This is a genomic window from Shinella sp. 1A1 (assembly GCF_055379515.1).
The window spans coordinates 1,212,317-1,228,772 of the sequence record NZ_AP039671.1 but is presented as its reverse complement, the minus strand read 5'-3'; the positions used below and the strand labels follow the sequence as shown (position 1 = coordinate 1,228,772).

The 16,456-nt window shown below is 64.5% G+C and carries 18 protein-coding genes; 12 read left to right on the top strand and 6 right to left on the bottom strand.

All coding sequences use genetic code 11. The features are described 5' to 3' along the window. Window positions 1–151: 151 nt before the first annotated feature. The gene (locus ACZ48C_RS06150; protein WP_464782511.1) at window positions 152–1,372 is read right to left on the bottom strand and encodes an N-acetylmuramoyl-L-alanine amidase; all 1,221 of its coding nucleotides are present in this window, start codon (window positions 1,370–1,372) and stop codon (window positions 152–154) included. A gap of 652 nt (window positions 1,373–2,024) precedes the next feature. On the opposite strand from ACZ48C_RS06150, the gene ACZ48C_RS06145 reads away from it, so the two are divergent. Both ACZ48C_RS06145 and ACZ48C_RS06140 read left to right on the top strand, forming a co-directional pair. After that, window positions 2,025–4,868 carry an Rne/Rng family ribonuclease gene (locus tag ACZ48C_RS06145; protein WP_464782510.1) on the top strand — a complete coding sequence of 948 codons (2,844 nt, stop codon included), beginning with the start codon at window positions 2,025–2,027 and terminating at the stop codon, window positions 4,866–4,868. A gap of 128 nt (window positions 4,869–4,996) precedes the next feature. Next, entirely contained in the window at window positions 4,997–5,761 is a 765-nt protein-coding gene (locus tag ACZ48C_RS06140) for an SDR family oxidoreductase (protein ID WP_464782509.1), read from the top strand. A 74-nt stretch (window positions 5,762–5,835) separates the two neighbouring features. Here the strand turns inward: ACZ48C_RS06140 and ACZ48C_RS06135 are convergent, their stop codons facing one another. Next, window positions 5,836–6,975: a pyridoxal phosphate-dependent aminotransferase gene (locus ACZ48C_RS06135; RefSeq protein WP_464782508.1), complete on the bottom strand. Its 1,140-nt coding sequence runs from the start codon at window positions 6,973–6,975 to the stop codon at window positions 5,836–5,838. Between the two features lie 208 nt (window positions 6,976–7,183). Between ACZ48C_RS06135 and ACZ48C_RS06130 the strand changes: the two genes are divergently transcribed. From ACZ48C_RS06130 to aat, 5 genes are all read left to right on the top strand, one after another. Beyond that, complete coding sequence (locus ACZ48C_RS06130) at window positions 7,184–7,945, top strand: DsbA family protein (RefSeq protein ID WP_424546606.1); 762 nt, start codon at window positions 7,184–7,186, stop codon at window positions 7,943–7,945. 145 nt (window positions 7,946–8,090) lie between these two features. Then, a complete protein-coding gene (gene aroQ / locus ACZ48C_RS06125; RefSeq protein ID WP_119258645.1) occupies window positions 8,091–8,528 on the top strand; it encodes a type II 3-dehydroquinate dehydratase in 438 nt (145 codons plus the stop codon). A 22-nt stretch (window positions 8,529–8,550) separates the two neighbouring features. Further along, a complete protein-coding gene (gene accB, locus ACZ48C_RS06120) occupies window positions 8,551–9,015 on the top strand; it encodes an acetyl-CoA carboxylase biotin carboxyl carrier protein (protein ID WP_119258646.1) in 465 nt (154 codons plus the stop codon). Window positions 9,016–9,025: 10 nt separating this feature from the next. After that, window positions 9,026–10,372, top strand: coding sequence for an acetyl-CoA carboxylase biotin carboxylase subunit (accC, locus tag ACZ48C_RS06115; RefSeq protein WP_318911411.1), 1,347 nt, complete (start codon window positions 9,026–9,028; stop codon window positions 10,370–10,372). Between the two features lie 15 nt (window positions 10,373–10,387). Then, window positions 10,388–11,002: a leucyl/phenylalanyl-tRNA--protein transferase gene (aat, locus tag ACZ48C_RS06110; protein ID WP_318911410.1), complete on the top strand. Its 615-nt coding sequence runs from the start codon at window positions 10,388–10,390 to the stop codon at window positions 11,000–11,002. 211 nt (window positions 11,003–11,213) lie between these two features. Here aat and ACZ48C_RS06105 read toward each other — a convergent pair whose 3' ends face one another. Together ACZ48C_RS06105 and ACZ48C_RS06100 are read right to left on the bottom strand one after the other, a co-directional pair. Next, window positions 11,214–11,654 (bottom strand): DUF2155 domain-containing protein, encoded by a 441-nt coding sequence (locus tag ACZ48C_RS06105; protein WP_413251119.1) that lies wholly within the window; start codon window positions 11,652–11,654, stop codon window positions 11,214–11,216. 76 nt (window positions 11,655–11,730) lie between these two features. Further along, window positions 11,731–12,126 carry an NADH:ubiquinone oxidoreductase subunit NDUFA12 gene (locus tag ACZ48C_RS06100; RefSeq protein WP_318911409.1) on the bottom strand — a complete coding sequence of 132 codons (396 nt, stop codon included), beginning with the start codon at window positions 12,124–12,126 and terminating at the stop codon, window positions 11,731–11,733. A 376-nt stretch (window positions 12,127–12,502) separates the two neighbouring features. On the opposite strand from ACZ48C_RS06100, the gene ACZ48C_RS06095 reads away from it, so the two are divergent. Genes ACZ48C_RS06095 through ACZ48C_RS06085 form a run of 3 tightly spaced genes read left to right on the top strand, consistent with a single transcriptional unit; the run spans window position 12,503 to window position 13,316 of the window. Beyond that, entirely contained in the window at window positions 12,503–12,748 is a 246-nt protein-coding gene (locus ACZ48C_RS06095; RefSeq protein ID WP_119258650.1) for a hypothetical protein, read from the top strand. Window positions 12,749–12,786: 38 nt separating this feature from the next. After that, window positions 12,787–13,032: a hypothetical protein gene (locus ACZ48C_RS06090; protein WP_119258652.1), complete on the top strand. Its 246-nt coding sequence runs from the start codon at window positions 12,787–12,789 to the stop codon at window positions 13,030–13,032. A 38-nt stretch (window positions 13,033–13,070) separates the two neighbouring features. Then, window positions 13,071–13,316, top strand: coding sequence for a hypothetical protein (locus tag ACZ48C_RS06085; protein ID WP_119258652.1), 246 nt, complete (start codon window positions 13,071–13,073; stop codon window positions 13,314–13,316). A gap of 119 nt (window positions 13,317–13,435) precedes the next feature. Here the strand turns inward: ACZ48C_RS06085 and ACZ48C_RS06080 are convergent, their stop codons facing one another. Together ACZ48C_RS06080 and gatB are read right to left on the bottom strand one after the other, a co-directional pair. Beyond that, window positions 13,436–13,930, bottom strand: a complete 495-nt coding sequence (locus ACZ48C_RS06080) for a GNAT family N-acetyltransferase (RefSeq protein WP_318911408.1) — start codon at window positions 13,928–13,930, stop codon at window positions 13,436–13,438. 4 nt (window positions 13,931–13,934) lie between these two features. Beyond that, a complete protein-coding gene (gene gatB, locus ACZ48C_RS06075; RefSeq protein ID WP_464782507.1) occupies window positions 13,935–15,437 on the bottom strand; it encodes an Asp-tRNA(Asn)/Glu-tRNA(Gln) amidotransferase subunit GatB in 1,503 nt (500 codons plus the stop codon). Between the two features lie 129 nt (window positions 15,438–15,566). On the opposite strand from gatB, the gene ACZ48C_RS06070 reads away from it, so the two are divergent. Both ACZ48C_RS06070 and ACZ48C_RS06065 read left to right on the top strand, forming a co-directional pair. Further along, window positions 15,567–15,872 carry a DUF1294 domain-containing protein gene (locus ACZ48C_RS06070; protein WP_464782506.1) on the top strand — a complete coding sequence of 102 codons (306 nt, stop codon included), beginning with the start codon at window positions 15,567–15,569 and terminating at the stop codon, window positions 15,870–15,872. Between the two features lie 57 nt (window positions 15,873–15,929). Next, window positions 15,930–16,373: an RrF2 family transcriptional regulator gene (locus tag ACZ48C_RS06065; RefSeq protein WP_464782505.1), complete on the top strand. Its 444-nt coding sequence runs from the start codon at window positions 15,930–15,932 to the stop codon at window positions 16,371–16,373. Window positions 16,374–16,456 lie beyond the last annotated feature (83 nt).

Below are 16,456 nucleotides of genomic sequence, written 5' to 3'. Positions count from 1 at the left end.
GCGATCGGAATGTGAGGAAAATAGGGCTTACAGCATGCGTCGGGCCTTCGCCACCGCACAATGGCGGCCGCTGTCACTTTTCCGGCACAGGCCCATGCGGGCGAAAGTAGCATGCCTGCCCGCCCGCGTCTCGGCTATCCGCCGGCCAGGCTTAACCGCCGTTCGCGACGACGGTCGCCCGGTATTCCTCCACCGCGTTGGCGATAAGACCCGCCACCTTCTTCTGCCAGGCCGGATCGACCAGCAATTGCTCGTCCTCCTTGTTCGACAGGAAGCCGAGCTCCAGCAGGATCGAAGGCACGTCAGGCGCGGTCAGCACGCGGAAGCCGGCATGGCGGTGCGGATTGTTGATCAGCAGCACCTCGTCCTTGAACTTGCCGACGACGCTCTCGGCGAGATTGATGGAGAAGGCCTGCGTCTCGCGGCGGGTGAGGTCCAGCAGGATGTCGGCCACCTCGGCCGGCTCGTCCACGAAGGCGATGCCGGCGATCTGGTCGGAGAGGTTCTCGCGCTCGGCAAGGCTTGCGGCGAGGCTGTCGGAGGCCTTGTCGGAGATCGTGTAGACTGTCGCGCCGCGGATATCCTTCTGCTTCAGCGTATCGGCATGGATGGAGATGAGGAGATTCGCGCCCTCGCTGCGGGCAAGCTGCACGCGCTGGGAGAGCGACAGGAACTCGTCCTTGTCGCGCGTCAGGATGGCGCGTGTGCCGGGCAGCTTGTTCAGCGCCTCGGCAAGCTGATGGGCGAAGGCCAGCGTGACGTTCTTCTCTTCCGTCTTTGTATTGGCCCCGCGCGCGCCGTTGTCGATGCCGCCGTGGCCGGCATCGACCGCGATGACGAAGGGGCCATCCGCCTTGCCGCCCGGCAGAATGACCGAAGGCTGCTCGCCGGCGGGGGCGGAAGCCGGCTGCCAGCTCTGCTTTTCCATCTGGCCCTGGAAGACCTCCCCGGTGACGATCGCCGTGTCGATGACGAGCCGGTAGCTCGCGGCCCCCTGCTCTTCCTGCACTTCCGCCAGCACCACGCCGACGGGGCGCGAGGCGGTCAGCACGATACGGGAGCGGCCCTCTGCCATGGTGCCGTAACGGATGTCGGAGAAGATGCCGCGCGCCTCCAGCTCGTCCGCCTTGATGCCGAAATCGGTCTCCGGCAGGTCGATCAGGACACGGTAGGGATTGGCGACATAGTGGACCTTGAAGTCCGGCTTGCGGTCGAAATCGATGATGAGGCGCGTGCGGGCGTCATCGCCGGCGATGCGGGCGCCGAAAGCCAGCAGCGGCGCGGCGGAGGCCGGTGCGGCAAGTGCCGGCGACAGGATCGCAAGGCAGAGGGCAGCGGCAAGCGCGCCCGCCGCACGGCGGAAGAAACTCATTGTCGGAAGGTTCGGCATCACCACCTGCAGTCCGTTCAAACGCGTGAAAACCGCGCGATGCGGCGCTGGACAAGGCCTATAGATGCCCCCATATGGTTAACCGAAGCTTGCCGCGCACACCCGTCGGCGGGTTCACGCACAGATCACGGCAAATCGATCAAGATTATGACGCTTTTGGCTTTTCCCTTGCCATTGTGACATATCCGCCATAAAAGCAAAATCAGGGAAAAAGAATTGACGGGATAGAATCGCTTAGAGCAGGCAGCCACTCCTTCGGGATCTTGGCGCCGAACCGGGCCTTCATCCGCCGTCGCGCTGCTTTTTCCCGGCCGATTAGATCGCGTAAACCGGCGGTGGCCGGAACAGTCAAGGTGGATTTCCACCGCACGCCCTTACCAAAGGGCATTTCATCGGACCGAACAGGTCTATGGCACTGGCATTCTCGTTGGACGTTGATGTTGTCACGGCGGATTTTATCAGAGGGTAACCGGCATCGGGGCGCATGCGTTCCGGCCTCCCTCCGTCCGCTTACCCCTCACCGGGGCCCGACGGGAACTTACTTATCCGGCGCATCCCTCTCCTCCCCCGGCCCATCCCTTTCAGGGATCGGCTCGCCGCCAGGATTGCGGCTGCGCCGAGGAGTTCAAATTACATGGCAGAGAAAATGCTTATCGACGCGTCTCACGCTGAGGAGACGCGGGTTGTCGTCGTACGCGGGAACCGCATAGAAGAATTCGACTTCGAATCCGAACACAAGAAGCAGATCCGCGGCAATATCTACCTTGCCAAGGTCACGCGCGTCGAACCGTCGCTCCAGGCGGCCTTCGTCGATTACGGCGGCAACCGCCACGGCTTCCTGGCCTTCGCCGAAATCCACCCGGATTACTACCAGATCCCCCTCGCCGACCGTCAGGCTCTCCTGAAGGCCGAGGCCGAGGAACATCGCCGCGACGACGATATCGAGCCGATCGAGACGGGCACGCGCGCCTCCGAGGAGAGCGAAGCACCGGCCGAGGTTGAGGCCGTCGAAGAGACCGTAGCCGAAGCCCCGGCCGAGCCGGAAGTCGCCGAAGCCTCCGCCGATCTTGCCGCCGAGGAAGCGCCGGCCGAAAAGCCGAAGAAGCCCCGCCGCACCCGCAAGGCCAAGACGAAGACCGAAGAAGAAGCACCGGCCGCCGAGGAAGCCGCCGCTCCCAGCGAGGGCAGCGACGACGAGACGCCCGGCGGCGCGATGGCCATGGCCGTCGATACCGACGAGATCTCCGAGCCGGCCGAGCGCAAGCGCGGCCGTCGCCGCCGCGATGACGACGATGACGACGATCACAACGGCGAGGAAAAGGAAGTCATCGAATCCGTTGGCGCCGAAGACGCCATGGAAGAGGTGCCGGACCGTGTGCAGCGCAAGCCGCGCAAGCAGTACCGCATCCAGGAAGTCATCAAGCGTCGCCAGATCCTGCTCGTGCAGGTCGCCAAGGAAGAGCGCGGCAACAAGGGCGCGGCTCTCACCACGTACCTGTCGCTCGCCGGCCGCTACTCCGTCCTGATGCCGAACACGGCGCGCGGCGGCGGCATTTCCCGCAAGATCACCAACCTGCAGGACCGCAAGCGCCTGAAGGAGATCGCCCGCGACCTCGAGGTTCCGCAGGGCATGGGCGTGATTCTCCGCACCGCCGGCGCGAACCGCACCCGCGTCGAAGTCAAGCGCGACTTCGAATACCTGATGCGCCTGTGGGAGAACGTCCGCACGCTGACGCTCGCCTCCACCGCCCCCTGCCTTGTCTATGAGGAAGGCTCGCTCATCAAGCGCTCGATCCGCGACCTCTACAACAAGGACATCAGCGAGATCGTCGTTGCCGGCGAGGAAGGCTACCGCGAAGCGAAAGCCTTCATGAAGATGCTGATGCCGAGCCACGCGAAGGTCGTCCAGCCCTACCGCGACGTGCATCCGATCTTCTCGCGCTCGGGCATCGAAGCCCAGCTCGACCGCATGCTGCAGCCGCAGGTGACGCTGAAGTCCGGTGGCTACATCATCATCAACCAGACCGAGGCGCTCGTCTCGATCGACGTCAACTCCGGCCGCTCGACGCGCGAGCACTCCATCGAAGAGACCGCGCTCCAGACGAACCTCGAAGCCGCCGAGGAAGTGGCGCGCCAGCTTCGCCTGCGCGACCTTGCCGGCCTCGTCGTCATCGACTTCATCGACATGGAGGAGAAGCGCAACAACCGGGCCGTCGAGAAGCGTCTGAAGGACCATCTCAAGAACGACCGGGCGCGCATCCAGGTCGGCCGCATCTCGCATTTCGGCCTGCTCGAAATGTCGCGCCAGCGCATCCGCGCCTCGGTTCTCGAATCGACCATGCAGACCTGCCCGCACTGCAACGGCACGGGCCATATCCGCTCGCAGTCCTCGGTCGCGCTGCATGTCCTGCGCGGCATCGAGGAATATCTCCTCAAGAACACGACGCACGACATCACCGTCCGCACCACGCCGGACATCGCGCTCTACCTGCTCAACCACAAGCGCGGCACGATCATCGACTATGAGGCCCGCTTCGGCGTCGCCATCATCATCGAGGCGGATGCCCATGTCGGCGCGCAGCACTTCGCGATCGACCGCGGCGAGCCCGTCGAGAACCCGGTCAAGATCGAACAGCTCCTGCATTTCGAGCCGGAGCCGGAAGAAGACGACGTCGTGATCGAGGACGAGATCGACGAAGAGGAAGAAGACGCACGTCCCGCCGCCGCGGGCCAGGCTTCGCCGTCCGCCTCCTCCGACGAGAACGGCCGCAACAAGCGCAAGCGCCGCCGCCGCCGTCGCGGCCGTGGCCGCGAGAATGGCGAAGGCACCGATACGGCCTCCTTCGGCGGCGAACAGGCCGGCGACGAGGACGTCCTCGACGATGACGAGGCGGAAGGCGACGACGGCCAGGAAACCGCACAGGCCGATGCCGACGATTCGTCCGAGACGCGCCGCAAGCGCCGCCGCCGCGGCAAGCGCGGTGGCCGCCGCAACCGCCCCGAAGACGGTGTGGAAGCAGCAGCCGATGGCGACGACGCCGAAGGTGATGGCGAAAGCGACGAGGACGCGTCGGAAGATGCCGTCGCTGTCGAGGCCGAGGTAGACGTCGCCGCCGAGGAAGCGCCGGCCGAGCCGGTTGCCGAAGAGGCGCCCGCCAAGCCGAAGCGCGCGCGCCGCAGCCGCGCCAAGGCCGCAGCCGAAACGCCGGCCGACGAAGCCGCCCGTAGCGAGGTCGAGGCGCAGCCCGCGCCGGTTCCGGCCGAGCCGGCAGCCGAAGCCACGCCGGTCGAACCGGAAGTCGAGACGGCCGCCGCCGATCTTGCCGAGCCGGCGAAGCCGGTCCGCGCGAACCGCGACATCAGCAACATCGCCTCCGAACCGGTGGTGAAGTCTTCCACCGCCAAGGAAGGCGCGCAGGAAGACGAGTCCGAAAAGCCCAAGAAGGGCGGCTGGTGGCAACGCCGCGGCTTCTTCTAAGTGGCTGCCTGCATTACGGAATTGAAGAGGCCCGGTGAAAACCGGGCCTTTTTCTTGCGCGGGAATCGGGTGGCTGCGCCCTCCTCCTTCTGCGACATCGCTGTCGCCAGAACCAACAGGAGTTCCCCATGACACGCCTCGACGACAAGGTCGCCATCATCACCGGCGCAAGCTCCGGCATCGGCCGGGCCGCCGCGCTGCTTTTCGCCCGGCAGGGTGCGAAGGTCGTGCTTTCGGCGCGCGGACGCGAACGGCTGGAAGCGGTCGCCGACGAAATCCGCGCGGCCGGCGGTTCGGTCGCAGCCATTGCCGGCGATGTGAGCGAGGAAGCGCATCACGAAGCGCTGGTCGATGCCGCGCGGACGGAATTCGGCGGGCTCGACATCGCCTTCAACAATGCCGGCACGACGGGGCCCGTCGGCGCCCTGCCCGCGCTTTCCATGACGGAATGGCAGAAGGTGCTCGACGTCAACCTGACGAGCGGCTTCCTGGCCGCGAAGTACCAGCTTCCCGCCCTGGAGGCGCGCGGCGGCGGCAGCCTCGTCTTCACCTCCACCTTCGTCGGCTATACGGCGGGCTTTCCGGGGCTGGCTGCCTATGCCGCCTCGAAGTCCGGCCTCATCGGCCTCGTGCAGGTGCTCGCCTCGGAATATGGCCGCAAGGGTATCCGCGTGAATGCGCTGCTGCCCGGCGCGACGGATACGCCCATGGGCCGCGAAGTGGCCAATACGCCCGAGGCGCTGCAATTCGTCGCCGGCCTCAACGCCTTCAAGCGCATTGCCGCGCCGGAAGAAATCGCGGAAGCGGCGCTGTTCCTCTGCTCGCCGGCCTCCAGCTTCACGACCGGCACGGCGATGCTTGTCGACGGCGGCGTGTCGATCAACCGCGTCTGAGAAAATGATTCAGGTGCCTGAAAGATCGAATCCGCTTGCGGGCGCAAGCCGTTGAAGCGGAATCGCTTTCAGCCTCACGCGAGCCAGCGCGCGAGGCGGTCGACCGCCTCGCTCATCTCCTCGAAGGAGCCGGCATAGGAAAAGCGCATGGTGTGGTGGCCGTCGCGCGGATCGAAGTCGATGCCGGGCGTCGCGGCCACATCCGTCTCGGCCAGCATGCGGCGGGCGAAGGCCATGCTGTCATTGGTGAAGCGGCTGACATCGACATAGGCATAGAAGGCGCCGTCCATCGGCGAGGCGATGGAGAAGCCGAGCTGCGGCAGGCGCTCGACGAGGAAATCGCGGTTCACGCGATAGGCGTCGCGATAGACGTTCAGTTCCGCCTCCGCGCCGAGCGCGGCTTCCGCCGCGATCTGCGACAGTTCCGGCGCGGAGATGTAGAGGCTCTGCGCGATGCGCTCGACCGGGCGTACCAGCTTTTCCGGCAGCACCATCCAGCCGATCCGCCAGCCGGTCATGCAATAGTATTTCGAGAAGGAGTTGATGATCACCGCCTCCTCGCCGAATTCCAGCGCCGTCGCCTCTTCGCCGACGAAGGTGAGGCCGTGATAGATCTCGTCCGAGATGAAGGCGATGCCGTTGTCCCGGCAATAGGCGGACAAAGCCGCGAGATTGGCGCGGCCGGTCACCGTGCCTGTCGGATTGGCCGGGCTGGCCAGCAGCACGCCGTCGATGCGACCCGCCGCTTCCAGCGCCTCGGGCGTCAGCGTGAAACCGTTCTCGGCGCTCACCTCAATCTCCACCGTCTCGATGCCGAGCGCGGCGAGGATGTTGCGATAGGCCGGATAGCCGGGCCGCGCGATGGCGACGCGGTCGCCGGCATCGAACAGCGCGAGGAAGGCGAGGTTGAAGCCGGCGGAGGAGCCCGTGGTGATGGCGATGCGGCCGGGATCGACCGTAACGCCGTGGCGGGTCCGGTAGAAATCCGCAATGGCCTGCCGCAGCGAAAGAAGGCCCAGCGCGTCCGTATAACCGATGCGGCCGATCTCCAGCGCACGGCGCGCAGTCTCGCGGGCGGCCTGCGGCGCGGGGTGGACGGGCTGGCCGACGGCCATCGAGATCACCGGCCGGCCGGCCGCGCGGCGCTTCGTCGCCTCGGCGAGCACGTCCATGGCGTGAAAGGGTTCGACTGCACCGCGGCGGGAGAGTTTCATGGGTTTTGCTTCCGGTTGGTGGGATGCGGCCTTCCTGCCGCAAGATGCCGGCCTTCACAATCCCGCGAGGGCCGAAAATCCGCCGCTTTTGCCCTATCGTTTGCATGCCGCCCGCCATAAGGTCGTTGAAAGCGCTGCGCAGCGCATTGACGCGCGGGTGCCGCCAATGGCACTTCTCCGGCGCATCAAGGACGAGGACAGGACAGACATGACATTCCAGACGAAGCTCGCGGCCACCGTCGCTCTCACCATCGCGGTCGCAGCCCCCCTTCCCGCTCTCGCCCTCGACGACGCGCAGAAGAAGGAGATGGGCGAGTTCATCAAGGAATATCTCGTCGAGAACCCCGAAATCCTGCTCGATGTGCAAGAGGCCCTGCAGAAGAAGCAGGAAGCGCAGCAGCAGGCCAAGGCCCAGTCCGCCATCACCGACAACGAGAAGGCGATTTTCTCCTCGCCCTACGACATCGCGCTCGGCAATCCGAAGGGCGACGTCACCATCGTCGAGTTCTTCGACTACAATTGCGGCTACTGCAAGCGCGCCCTCTCCGACATGGACGAGCTGCTGAAGGAGGACAAGAACATCCGCTTCGTCCTCAAGGAACTGCCGATCCTCGGCCCCGATTCGCTTGCCGCCCACAAGGTGAGCGCCGCCTTCCGCGATCTCGCGCCGGAAAAGTACGGCGAATTCCACCGTGCCTTGCTCGGCGGCGAAGGCCGCGCGACGGAGGAGAGCGCCATTGCGCTTGCTGCCAGCATGGGCGTTCCGGAAGCCGATATCCGCAAGACCATGACCGAAAAGCCGCATGACGACGCGGTGCGCCAGGCCTATTCGCTGGCCAACGACCTCGGCATCACGGGCACGCCCTCCTACGTGCTCGGCCAGGAAATGGTGTTCGGCGCGGTCGGCGTGGATGACCTGAAGGAAAAGATCGCCAATGTCCGCGCCTGCGGCAAGGCGAACTGCTCGTAAGCGCCATTTTCTCGCCATGCTGGCCGTGTTGAGCCTTTGGCTTGTGGACACGCCCTTTCGACCGGCAAAGCCCCTTCCCTTGGGGCTTTCCTCACGCAAACCGCCGGTCTATAGGTAAATCTCTATCCAGCATGCGGAATTGCGAATGGCTTTACCCCTTTTCGTGCTCAACGGCCCCAACCTGAACGCACTCGGCAAACGCGAGCCCGGTATCTATGGCGGCCAGACGCTCGCCGATATCGAGGCTCTCTGCAAGGCCGAGGGCGAGACGCTGGGCTTTGCCGTCGATTTCCGCCAGTCCAACCATGAAGGCGATCTGGTCGACTGGATCCATGAGGCCGGCGATGTCGCTGCCGGCGTCGCCATCAACGCCGGTGCCTATACCCACACCTCGATCGCGCTGCACGACGCCATCCGCGCCGTGAAGGTCCCGGTCGTCGAACTGCACCTTTCCAACGTGCATGCCCGCGAGGAATTCCGCCACAAATCGATGATTGCGCCCGCCGTGAAGGGCGTCATCTGCGGTTTCGGTGCGCATAGCTATGTCCTCGCGCTCCATGCGCTGTCATCCATCACGAAATAAGAAGAACCAGAGGCTCACTTCCATGGCTGAAAAGAAACACGGCATCGATCAGGCTCTGATCCGCGATCTCGCCAACATCCTCAACGAGACGGACCTGACGGAGATCGAAGTGGAGCAGGACGACCTGCGCATCCGCGTCTCGCGCGCCGGCACGCCGCAATATGTCCAGGCGCCGATCGCCGCCCCCGTTGCCGCCAGCGCAGCGCCCGCACCGGTCGCCGCAGCAGCCGCGCCCGCCGATGCCCGCAGCAACAAGAACGCCGTGACCGCGCCGATGGTGGGCACCGCCTACCTTTCGCCCGCCCCGGGCGCCCGCCCCTTCATCGAGGTCGGCGCGAGCGTCAAGGAAGGCCAGACCATCCTCATCATCGAAGCCATGAAGACGATGAACCAGATCCCCGCGCCGCGCTCGGGCAAGGTCACCGAAATCCTCGTCTCGGATGCAAGCCCGGTCGAATATGGCGAACCGCTGATCGTCATCGAATAAGGCGGATCCCATGATCTCCAAAGTCCTCATTGCCAACCGCGGCGAAATCGCCCTTCGCGTCCTCCGGGCGTGCAAGGAGCTGGGCATCGCCACGGTCGCGGTGCATTCGACGGCCGATGCCGACGCCATGCATGTGCGCCTTGCCGACGAGAGCGTGTGCATCGGCCCGCCCCCGTCGCGCGAAAGCTACCTGAACATCCACCAGATCGTCGCAGCCTGCGAGATCACCGGCGCAGACGCCGTGCATCCGGGCTACGGCTTCCTGTCGGAAAACGCCAAGTTCGCGGAAATCCTCGACGCGCACGGCATCACCTTCATCGGCCCGACGGCGGAGCATATCCGCATCATGGGCGACAAGATCACCGCCAAGCAGACGGCGCAGGAACTCGGCATTCCCGTCGTTCCCGGCTCCGACGGCGAGGTGAAGCCGGAGAACGCGCTGGAAGTCGCCCGCCAGATCGGCTTCCCTGTGCTCATCAAGGCTACCGCCGGCGGCGGCGGACGCGGCATGAAGGTCGCCAAGACCGAGGCCGATCTTGAGGAAGCGGTCTCGACCGCTCGTTCCGAGGCGCTTGCCGCCTTCGGCAACGACGCCGTCTACATGGAAAAGTACCTCGGCAAGCCGCGCCACATCGAAATCCAGGTCGTCGGCGACGGCATGGGCAACGCGGTTCACCTCGGCGAGCGCGACTGCTCGCTGCAGCGCCGCCACCAGAAGGTCTGGGAAGAAGCCAATTCCCCTGCCCTCAATGTCGAGCAGCGCATGAAGATCGGCCAGATCTGCGCCGACGCCATGAAGAAGCTGAAATACCGCGGCGCCGGCACGGTCGAGTTCCTCTACGAGAACGGCGAGTTCTATTTCATCGAGATGAACACGCGTCTTCAGGTGGAGCATCCGATCACCGAGGCGATCACCGGCATCGACCTCGTGCACGAGCAGATCCGCGTCGCTTCCGGCGCCGGTCTTTCGGTCAGCCAGGAAGACATCGTCTTCTCAGGCCATGCCATCGAGTGCCGTATCAATGCCGAAGACCCGCGTACCTTCGTTCCCTCGCCAGGCACGATCACGCATTTCCATGCGCCGGGCGGTCTGGGTGTTCGCGTCGATTCGGGCGCCTATCAGGGCTACAAGATCCCGCCCTACTACGACAGCCTGATCGGCAAGCTGATCGTGCATGGCCGCACCCGCGTCGAATGCATGATGCGCCTGCGCCGCGTTCTGGACGAGTTCGTCATCGACGGCATCAAGACGACGCTGCCGCTCTTCCAGGACCTGATCGGCAATCAGGACATCGCCAACGGCGACTATGACATCCACTGGCTGGAAAACTACCTGGCCAGCAAGACCGACGCCTGAGGGGCGTCGGCTCTGATGGCAGGGCGTCGCAGAAAGCACCCGGAGATCACCCCGGAACTGCTGCTGCGCGCCTATTCCATCGGGCTTTTCCCGATGGCCGATTCGGCAGACGACCCGGAGCTCTTCTGGGTCGAGCCGGATATGCGGGGCGTCATCCCCCTCGACGGATTCCACGTCTCGCGCAGCCTCGCCAAGACGATCCGCAAGACCCCCTTCGACATCCGTTTCGATACCGCCTTCGACGCTGTCGTCGCCGCCTGCGCCGAGGCCGCGCCCGACCGGCCCTCCACCTGGATCAACGCCAAGATCAAGTCGCTCTACGGCACCCTGCACCGCATGGGCCATGCGCATTGCGTGGAGGCATGGGAGGGCGACCAGCTCGTCGGCGGCCTCTATGGCGTCTCGCTGGGTGCGGCCTTCTTCGGGGAGAGCATGTTCTCACGCCGCACGGATGCCTCGAAGGTTTGCCTCGTGGCGCTGGTGGAGCGGCTGAAGGCGAACGGCTTCCGCCTGCTCGACACGCAGTTCACCACGGAGCACCTCAAGACGTTCGGCGCGATCGACGTGCCGAAGATCGAGTATGAGGACATGCTGGCGAACGCGCTGGCCTCGCCGCACCTGCCGTTCTGACCGCCCCTCATCCGGCCTGCCGGCCACCTTCTCCTTGGCTGCGGGGCGAAGGAAATTTGCGGGTCCGGTTTCCCACTTCCATTGCCGTCATTGCTCTACAAGAAAGCGTCCGTTGAACTGGAAACAGTGCGGCATATCCCTTCGCCCCGCAGCCAAGGAGAAGGTGGCCGGCAGGCCGGATGAGGGGCGATGCGGCCGAAGCGGCCCCGGCCTACTTGCCATCCGGCGGCGGGACGTCCGACTTCGTCTTGCACTCGGTGAGCCAGACGTCATAGACGGGGTGCTCCACCGCGTTGAGGCCTGGGCTGTCAGCGAACATCCAGCCGGTGAAGATGCGGCGAATCTTGCGGTCGAGGGTGATCTCGTCGACCTCGACGAAGGAGGTGATCTTCTGCGCTTCCGTATCGTCGCGGCTGTAGCAGACCTTCGGCGTCACCTGGAGCGCGCCGAACTGCACGGTCTCGCCGATATAGACGTCGAAGCTGGTGATGCGGCCGGTGATCTTGTCGATGCCGGAAAATGTGGCGACGGGGTTTTCGATACGCGCGGCGCTGGCCGCGACGGGCGCCATGGCGAGACCTGCGGTCGCCGCTGCAAGCGCGACCGAAAGGAACCGCCCTGCGGCGCCTGCCCGTGAAAACCCTGCTGTCATCGATGCCGTCTCCTGCGATCCGAACCGGCCGCCGCCGGTCGCTTCGAGCTACCGGCGAAATGTGGCCAAATCGGTATCAGTTGCCCGGCGTCCAGGCGTCGTAGTCGCCCGTCACGCGCGGACGCTCGCCGGCAGCGGCAAGCGAGCCCGGCGGACGATAGGCCTGCGAGGTGCCGGTCGGATTCGGACGGTGCGACTTCTGCCACTCGCGCGCCTTGTATTCCTCGTCAGCCGGGGAAACGTCGGTGCGGTGGTGCATCCAGCCGTGCCAGCCGGCCGGGATGGCGGAGGCGTCGGCATAGCCGTTATAGATCACCCAGCGGCGCGTGCGGCCTTCGGAATCCTTGCCGCCCTGATAGTAGACGTTGCCGAATTCGTCCTGGCCGACCCGGGTGCCGAAGCGCCAGGTATGGAAACGGGTGCCGATCGTCTGACCGTTCCACCAGGTGAAAATCTGCTTGAGAAGGTTCATGGGCTGGCGTCCTTGGCAGGGCCATGCCGGAAGCGCGGCCCGCGACTGATATTTCCTCAGCTTATGGCGCGCCATAGCCGAAATGTCCAGCGATTCCGACGGCTTCCCACCTGCCTTTTCGACGCGCCCGCCGTCGCAGCCGACGCCCGTCCTTCGGGTCGTTTACAGGCAGCCGAGAGATGTCGGAATGCCTGCAGCGCTTTTCAAGGGCAATCGCGTTTTCGTGATAAACAATTGAAATGCCGTTCTTTTTTTATGAACACAGCGGTCATAATTTTTGTACTAGTAACCATTTAATGAGGGCCCTACATGTTAATCATCGAAGCGGACATCATGTCGCTTCGGCAAGCTCAACGAAGCAAACAAGGTGATTAACATGAAAAAGATCGCTCTTTCCGTCGCCGCCCTCGCTCTTCTCGCAGCAGGCTCGGCATCGGCCGCATCCGTCAGCGGCATCGTGCAGGACTACAATGCCCGCACCGGCGTCATCTCCTTCCAGGACGGCAAGACCGTCACCCTGCCGAACAGCGTTCCGGTTCCGGCAAACCTCGCTTCCGGCACGTCCGTCAGCGTCCTGCTCAACTCGGACAACAACCAGCCCCGCGCCGTTCTGACCCGCTGAGCCCTCCCAAGCACAACACAGCAAAAAGGAAACTGAAAATGAAAACGATCGCTCTCTCCGTCGCAGCCCTCGCCCTCCTCGCAGCAGGCTCGGCTTCGGCCGCATCCGTCAGCGGCATCGTGCAGGACTACAATGCCCGCACCGGCGTCATCTCCTTCCAGGACGGCAAGACCGTGACCCTGCCGAACAGCGTTCCGGTCCCTGCAAACCTCGCTTCCGGCACGTCCGTCAGCGTCCTGCTCAACTCGGACAACAACCAGCCCCGCGCCGTTCTGACCCGCTGAGCCCTCCCAAGCACAACACAGCAAAAAGGAAACTGAAAATGAAAACGATCGCTCTCTCCGTCGCAGCCCTCGCCCTCCTCGCAGCAGGCTCGGCCTCGGCCGCATCCGTCAGCGGCATCGTGCAGGACTACAATGCCCGCACCGGCGTCATCTCCTTCCAGGACGGCAAGACCGTCACCCTGCCGAACAGCGTTCCGGTTCCGGCAAACCTCGCTTCCGGCACGTCCGTCAGCGTCCTGCTCAACTCGGACAACAATCAGCCCCGCGCTGTTCTGACCCGCTGATATCTCGAAATATCGCTACTTTGCAGAAGCGGCCCGCCACCCGAAAGGACGGCGGGCCTTCGTGTATCTGACGCCCGGACGATCCGACGAAAGCCGGCGGCCGCCTTGCCGAAACCGCCCTAGAAGTCGAGCCGTTTTTCCAGAACGAGCGCGGGAAGTCCCAGCGCGCCGCCTTCCGTCGCTTCGCCGATCTTTTCGAAGCCCAGCCGCTCATAGAATGAAATGGCAGCGCCGTTGCGCGGCTCGACATGAAGCCGCATGTATTCGGCATCGGGAAAGCAGGTTTCGAGCTCGGCGAACATGTCGCGGCCGATGCCCTGGCGCTGATAGCGCGGCAACACGTAGAGCTGGCGCAGGAAGGCCGTCTTCGGCCGGTCCTTCGACATGGCAACATAGCCCATGCCGGCCAGTTCCCTGCCGTTGTCTGCGACGACGAACTCGCTGTCCTTGCGTTCCAGCTTGGCCTTGAGCGCCGGCACGGAATGCCAGTGCGCGGTGATCTCGCTCACCTTGTCGGCACCGTAGAGCGCGTCATAGGTCGCATGCCACGTCTCGGCCAGAAGCGCGCTGACCTTCGCCAGATCGCGCTCGGAGGCCGTGCGGACGAAAAACACCGGATTATTCCTCGATGCCGAGCTTGGCCTTGACCAGCGCCTGCACGGCCTGCGGATTGGCCTTGCCGCCCGTCGCCTTCATGACCTGGCCGACGAACCAGCCGGCGAGCGTCGGCTTGGCCTTGACCTTCTCGACCTGATCCGGGTTCGCGGCGATGATCTCGTCGACGGCCTTCTCGATGGCGCCGGTATCGGTCACCTGCTTGAGGCCGCGCGCCTCGACGATCTCGGCCGGGTTGCCGCCCTCGTTCCAGACGATCTCGAAGAGGTCCTTGGCGATCTTGCCGGAGATGGTGCCGTCCTTGATGAGATCGATGATGCCGCCGAGCTGGGCGGGCGAAACCGGAGTCTCTTCAATGGCTTTGCCGTCCTTGTTCAAGGCGCCCAGCAAGTCGTTGATGACCCAGTTCGCGGCGATCTTGCCGTCGCGGCCGGCGGCCACGGCCTCGTAATAGTCGGCGATCGCCTTTTCCGAGACGAGCACCGAGGCGTCGTAGACCGAAAGGCCGAGATCCTTGACGAAGCGGATCTTCTTGTCATCCGGCAGTTCCGGCAGGTCGGCAAGCAGCGCGCCGACGAATTCGTTATCGAATTCGAGCGGCAGCAGGTCCGGGTCGGGGAAATAGCGGTAGTCGTGCGCGTCTTCCTTCGAGCGCATGGAGCGCGTCTCGCCCTTGCCGGGATCGAAGAGGCGGGTTTCCTGGTCGATACTGCCGCCATCCTCCAGAATGCCGATCTGGCGGCGGGCCTCATATTCGATGGCCTGGCCGATGAAGCGGATGGAGTTGACGTTCTTGATCTCGCAGCGCGTGCCGAAGGCTTCGCCCGGGCGGCGCACGGAGACGTTGACGTCGGCGCGCATGGAGCCTTCGTCCATGTTGCCGTCGCAGGTGCCGAGATAGCGCACGATGGAGCGCAGCTTCGTCATATAGGCCTTGGCCTCGTCCGAGGAGCGCATATCCGGCTTGGAGACGATCTCCATCAGCGCGACGCCCGAGCGGTTGAGGTCGACATAGGACATGGTCGGATGCTGGTCGTGCATCGACTTGCCGGCGTCCTGCTCCAGATGCAGGCGCTCGATGCCGATCTCGATATCCTCGAAATTGCCCTGGCGGTCCGGGCCGAGCGAGATGACGATCTTGCCCTCACCGACGATGGGGTCCTTGAACTGCGAGATCTGGTAGCCCTGCGGCAGGTCGGGGTAGAAGTAGTTCTTGCGGTCGAAGATCGAGCGGTGGTTGATCTGCGCCTTCAGGCCGAGGCCCGTGCGCACCGCCTGCCTGACGCACTCCTCGTTGATGACCGGCAGCATGCCCGGCATGGCGGCATCGACCAGCGAGACGTTGGCGTTCGGCGCCTTGCCGAATTCCGTCGATGCGCCGGAGAAGAGCTTGGAATTGGAAAGGACCTGCGCGTGCACCTCCATGCCGATGATGACTTCCCAGTCGCCGGTGGCGCCGGGGATCAAGCGTTTCGGATCGGGGGTGCGGACGTCGACGAGGGTCATTGCAGGCTCTTTTTGTGGTGTCTTCGGTGCTGTCTCGGTAGAACATATGGGCAGGCGGCGCAAGGTTTTCAGCGGGTGCCGTCCACCCTCGTTAGCCAAGCCGCAAGGATGATCGGCTAAAAGCATGCCATGGGCACGACAACAACGCTTTTCGTCATCTTCCTTCTCTTCAACGTCATCACGTTTTGCCTCTACTGGTGGGACAAGAAAGCGGCGCGGGACGGCCATTGGCGCGTTTCCGAAGCGCGGCTGCTGCAGTTCGCCTTCCTCGGCGGCAGTCTCGGCGCGGTCGCCGCCCAGCGGCTGCTGCGGCACAAGACGCGCAAGGAGCCGTTCCGAACGCAGCTCATGGCGATCCTCATCCTGCATGTGGCGCTCGTGCCGGCGGCGCTGATCTTCGGCCCTAGTCTCCTCGATATGCTGCGTGCCGGCTGATACCCCTTTCGCCGGCATGTGTTGACATGCGGCGAGATTCGTAACTATTATTGTTACATGAAAAGAAACAGCCGCCTTTCCGCCGTGCTCCATGCACTCATGCACATGGCCGAGCGCGAGGAGCCGATGACCTCGGACGATCTCGCGCTCTGCCTCGACACCAATGCCGTCGTCGTCCGGCGCACCATGGCCGGGCTGCGCGAGGCCGGCATCGTGCAGTCCGGCCGCGGCCATGGCGGCGGCTGGCATTTCGCCCGGCCGCTCGCCGAAATCTCGCTGCTCGACATCTACAATGCGCTCGGCGAGCCGATCCTCTTCCAGATCGGCCCGGCGACGGAAATGCCGGGCTGCGTGATCGAGCAATCCGTCAACCGGGTGATCGGCGACGCGCTGAAGGATGCCGAGGCGATCCTGATGGCGCGCTTCGCCGGCACGACGCTGGCCGATCTCGCGGCCGATTTCCGGATGGCGGCGAAACACTGCCGGACCGATACCGGCTAAAGGCAACCAATTCCCAAGACCTGCATCGAACGGGCGGCACCGGCCGGCCGAACGATGCCGCTCGCTCCATAGAAAGGATGAAC

Bases quoted from the DNA above. Each gene is read 5' to 3' on its own strand.
- ACZ48C_RS06150 (WP_464782511.1), bottom strand. From the start codon at position 1,372: ATGAGTTTCTTCCGCCGTGCGGCGGGCGCGCTTGCCGCTGCCCTCTGC.
- ACZ48C_RS06145 (WP_464782510.1), top strand. From the start codon at position 2,025: ATGGCAGAGAAAATGCTTATCGACGCGTCTCACGCTGAGGAGACGCGG.
- ACZ48C_RS06140 (WP_464782509.1), top strand. From the start codon at position 4,997: ATGACACGCCTCGACGACAAGGTCGCCATCATCACCGGCGCAAGCTCC.
- ACZ48C_RS06135 (WP_464782508.1), bottom strand. From the start codon at position 6,975: ATGAAACTCTCCCGCCGCGGTGCAGTCGAACCCTTTCACGCCATGGAC.
- ACZ48C_RS06130 (WP_424546606.1), top strand. From the start codon at position 7,184: ATGACATTCCAGACGAAGCTCGCGGCCACCGTCGCTCTCACCATCGCG.
- aroQ (WP_119258645.1), top strand. From the start codon at position 8,091: ATGGCTTTACCCCTTTTCGTGCTCAACGGCCCCAACCTGAACGCACTC.
- accB (WP_119258646.1), top strand. From the start codon at position 8,551: ATGGCTGAAAAGAAACACGGCATCGATCAGGCTCTGATCCGCGATCTC.
- accC (WP_318911411.1), top strand. From the start codon at position 9,026: ATGATCTCCAAAGTCCTCATTGCCAACCGCGGCGAAATCGCCCTTCGC.
- aat (WP_318911410.1), top strand. From the start codon at position 10,388: ATGGCAGGGCGTCGCAGAAAGCACCCGGAGATCACCCCGGAACTGCTG.
- ACZ48C_RS06105 (WP_413251119.1), bottom strand. From the start codon at position 11,654: ATGACAGCAGGGTTTTCACGGGCAGGCGCCGCAGGGCGGTTCCTTTCG.
- ACZ48C_RS06100 (WP_318911409.1), bottom strand. From the start codon at position 12,126: ATGAACCTTCTCAAGCAGATTTTCACCTGGTGGAACGGTCAGACGATC.
- ACZ48C_RS06095 (WP_119258650.1), top strand. From the start codon at position 12,503: ATGAAAAAGATCGCTCTTTCCGTCGCCGCCCTCGCTCTTCTCGCAGCA.
- ACZ48C_RS06090 (WP_119258652.1), top strand. From the start codon at position 12,787: ATGAAAACGATCGCTCTCTCCGTCGCAGCCCTCGCCCTCCTCGCAGCA.
- ACZ48C_RS06085 (WP_119258652.1), top strand. From the start codon at position 13,071: ATGAAAACGATCGCTCTCTCCGTCGCAGCCCTCGCCCTCCTCGCAGCA.
- gatB (WP_464782507.1), bottom strand. From the start codon at position 15,437: ATGACCCTCGTCGACGTCCGCACCCCCGATCCGAAACGCTTGATCCCC.
- ACZ48C_RS06070 (WP_464782506.1), top strand. From the start codon at position 15,567: ATGGGCACGACAACAACGCTTTTCGTCATCTTCCTTCTCTTCAACGTC.
- ACZ48C_RS06065 (WP_464782505.1), top strand. From the start codon at position 15,930: ATGAAAAGAAACAGCCGCCTTTCCGCCGTGCTCCATGCACTCATGCAC.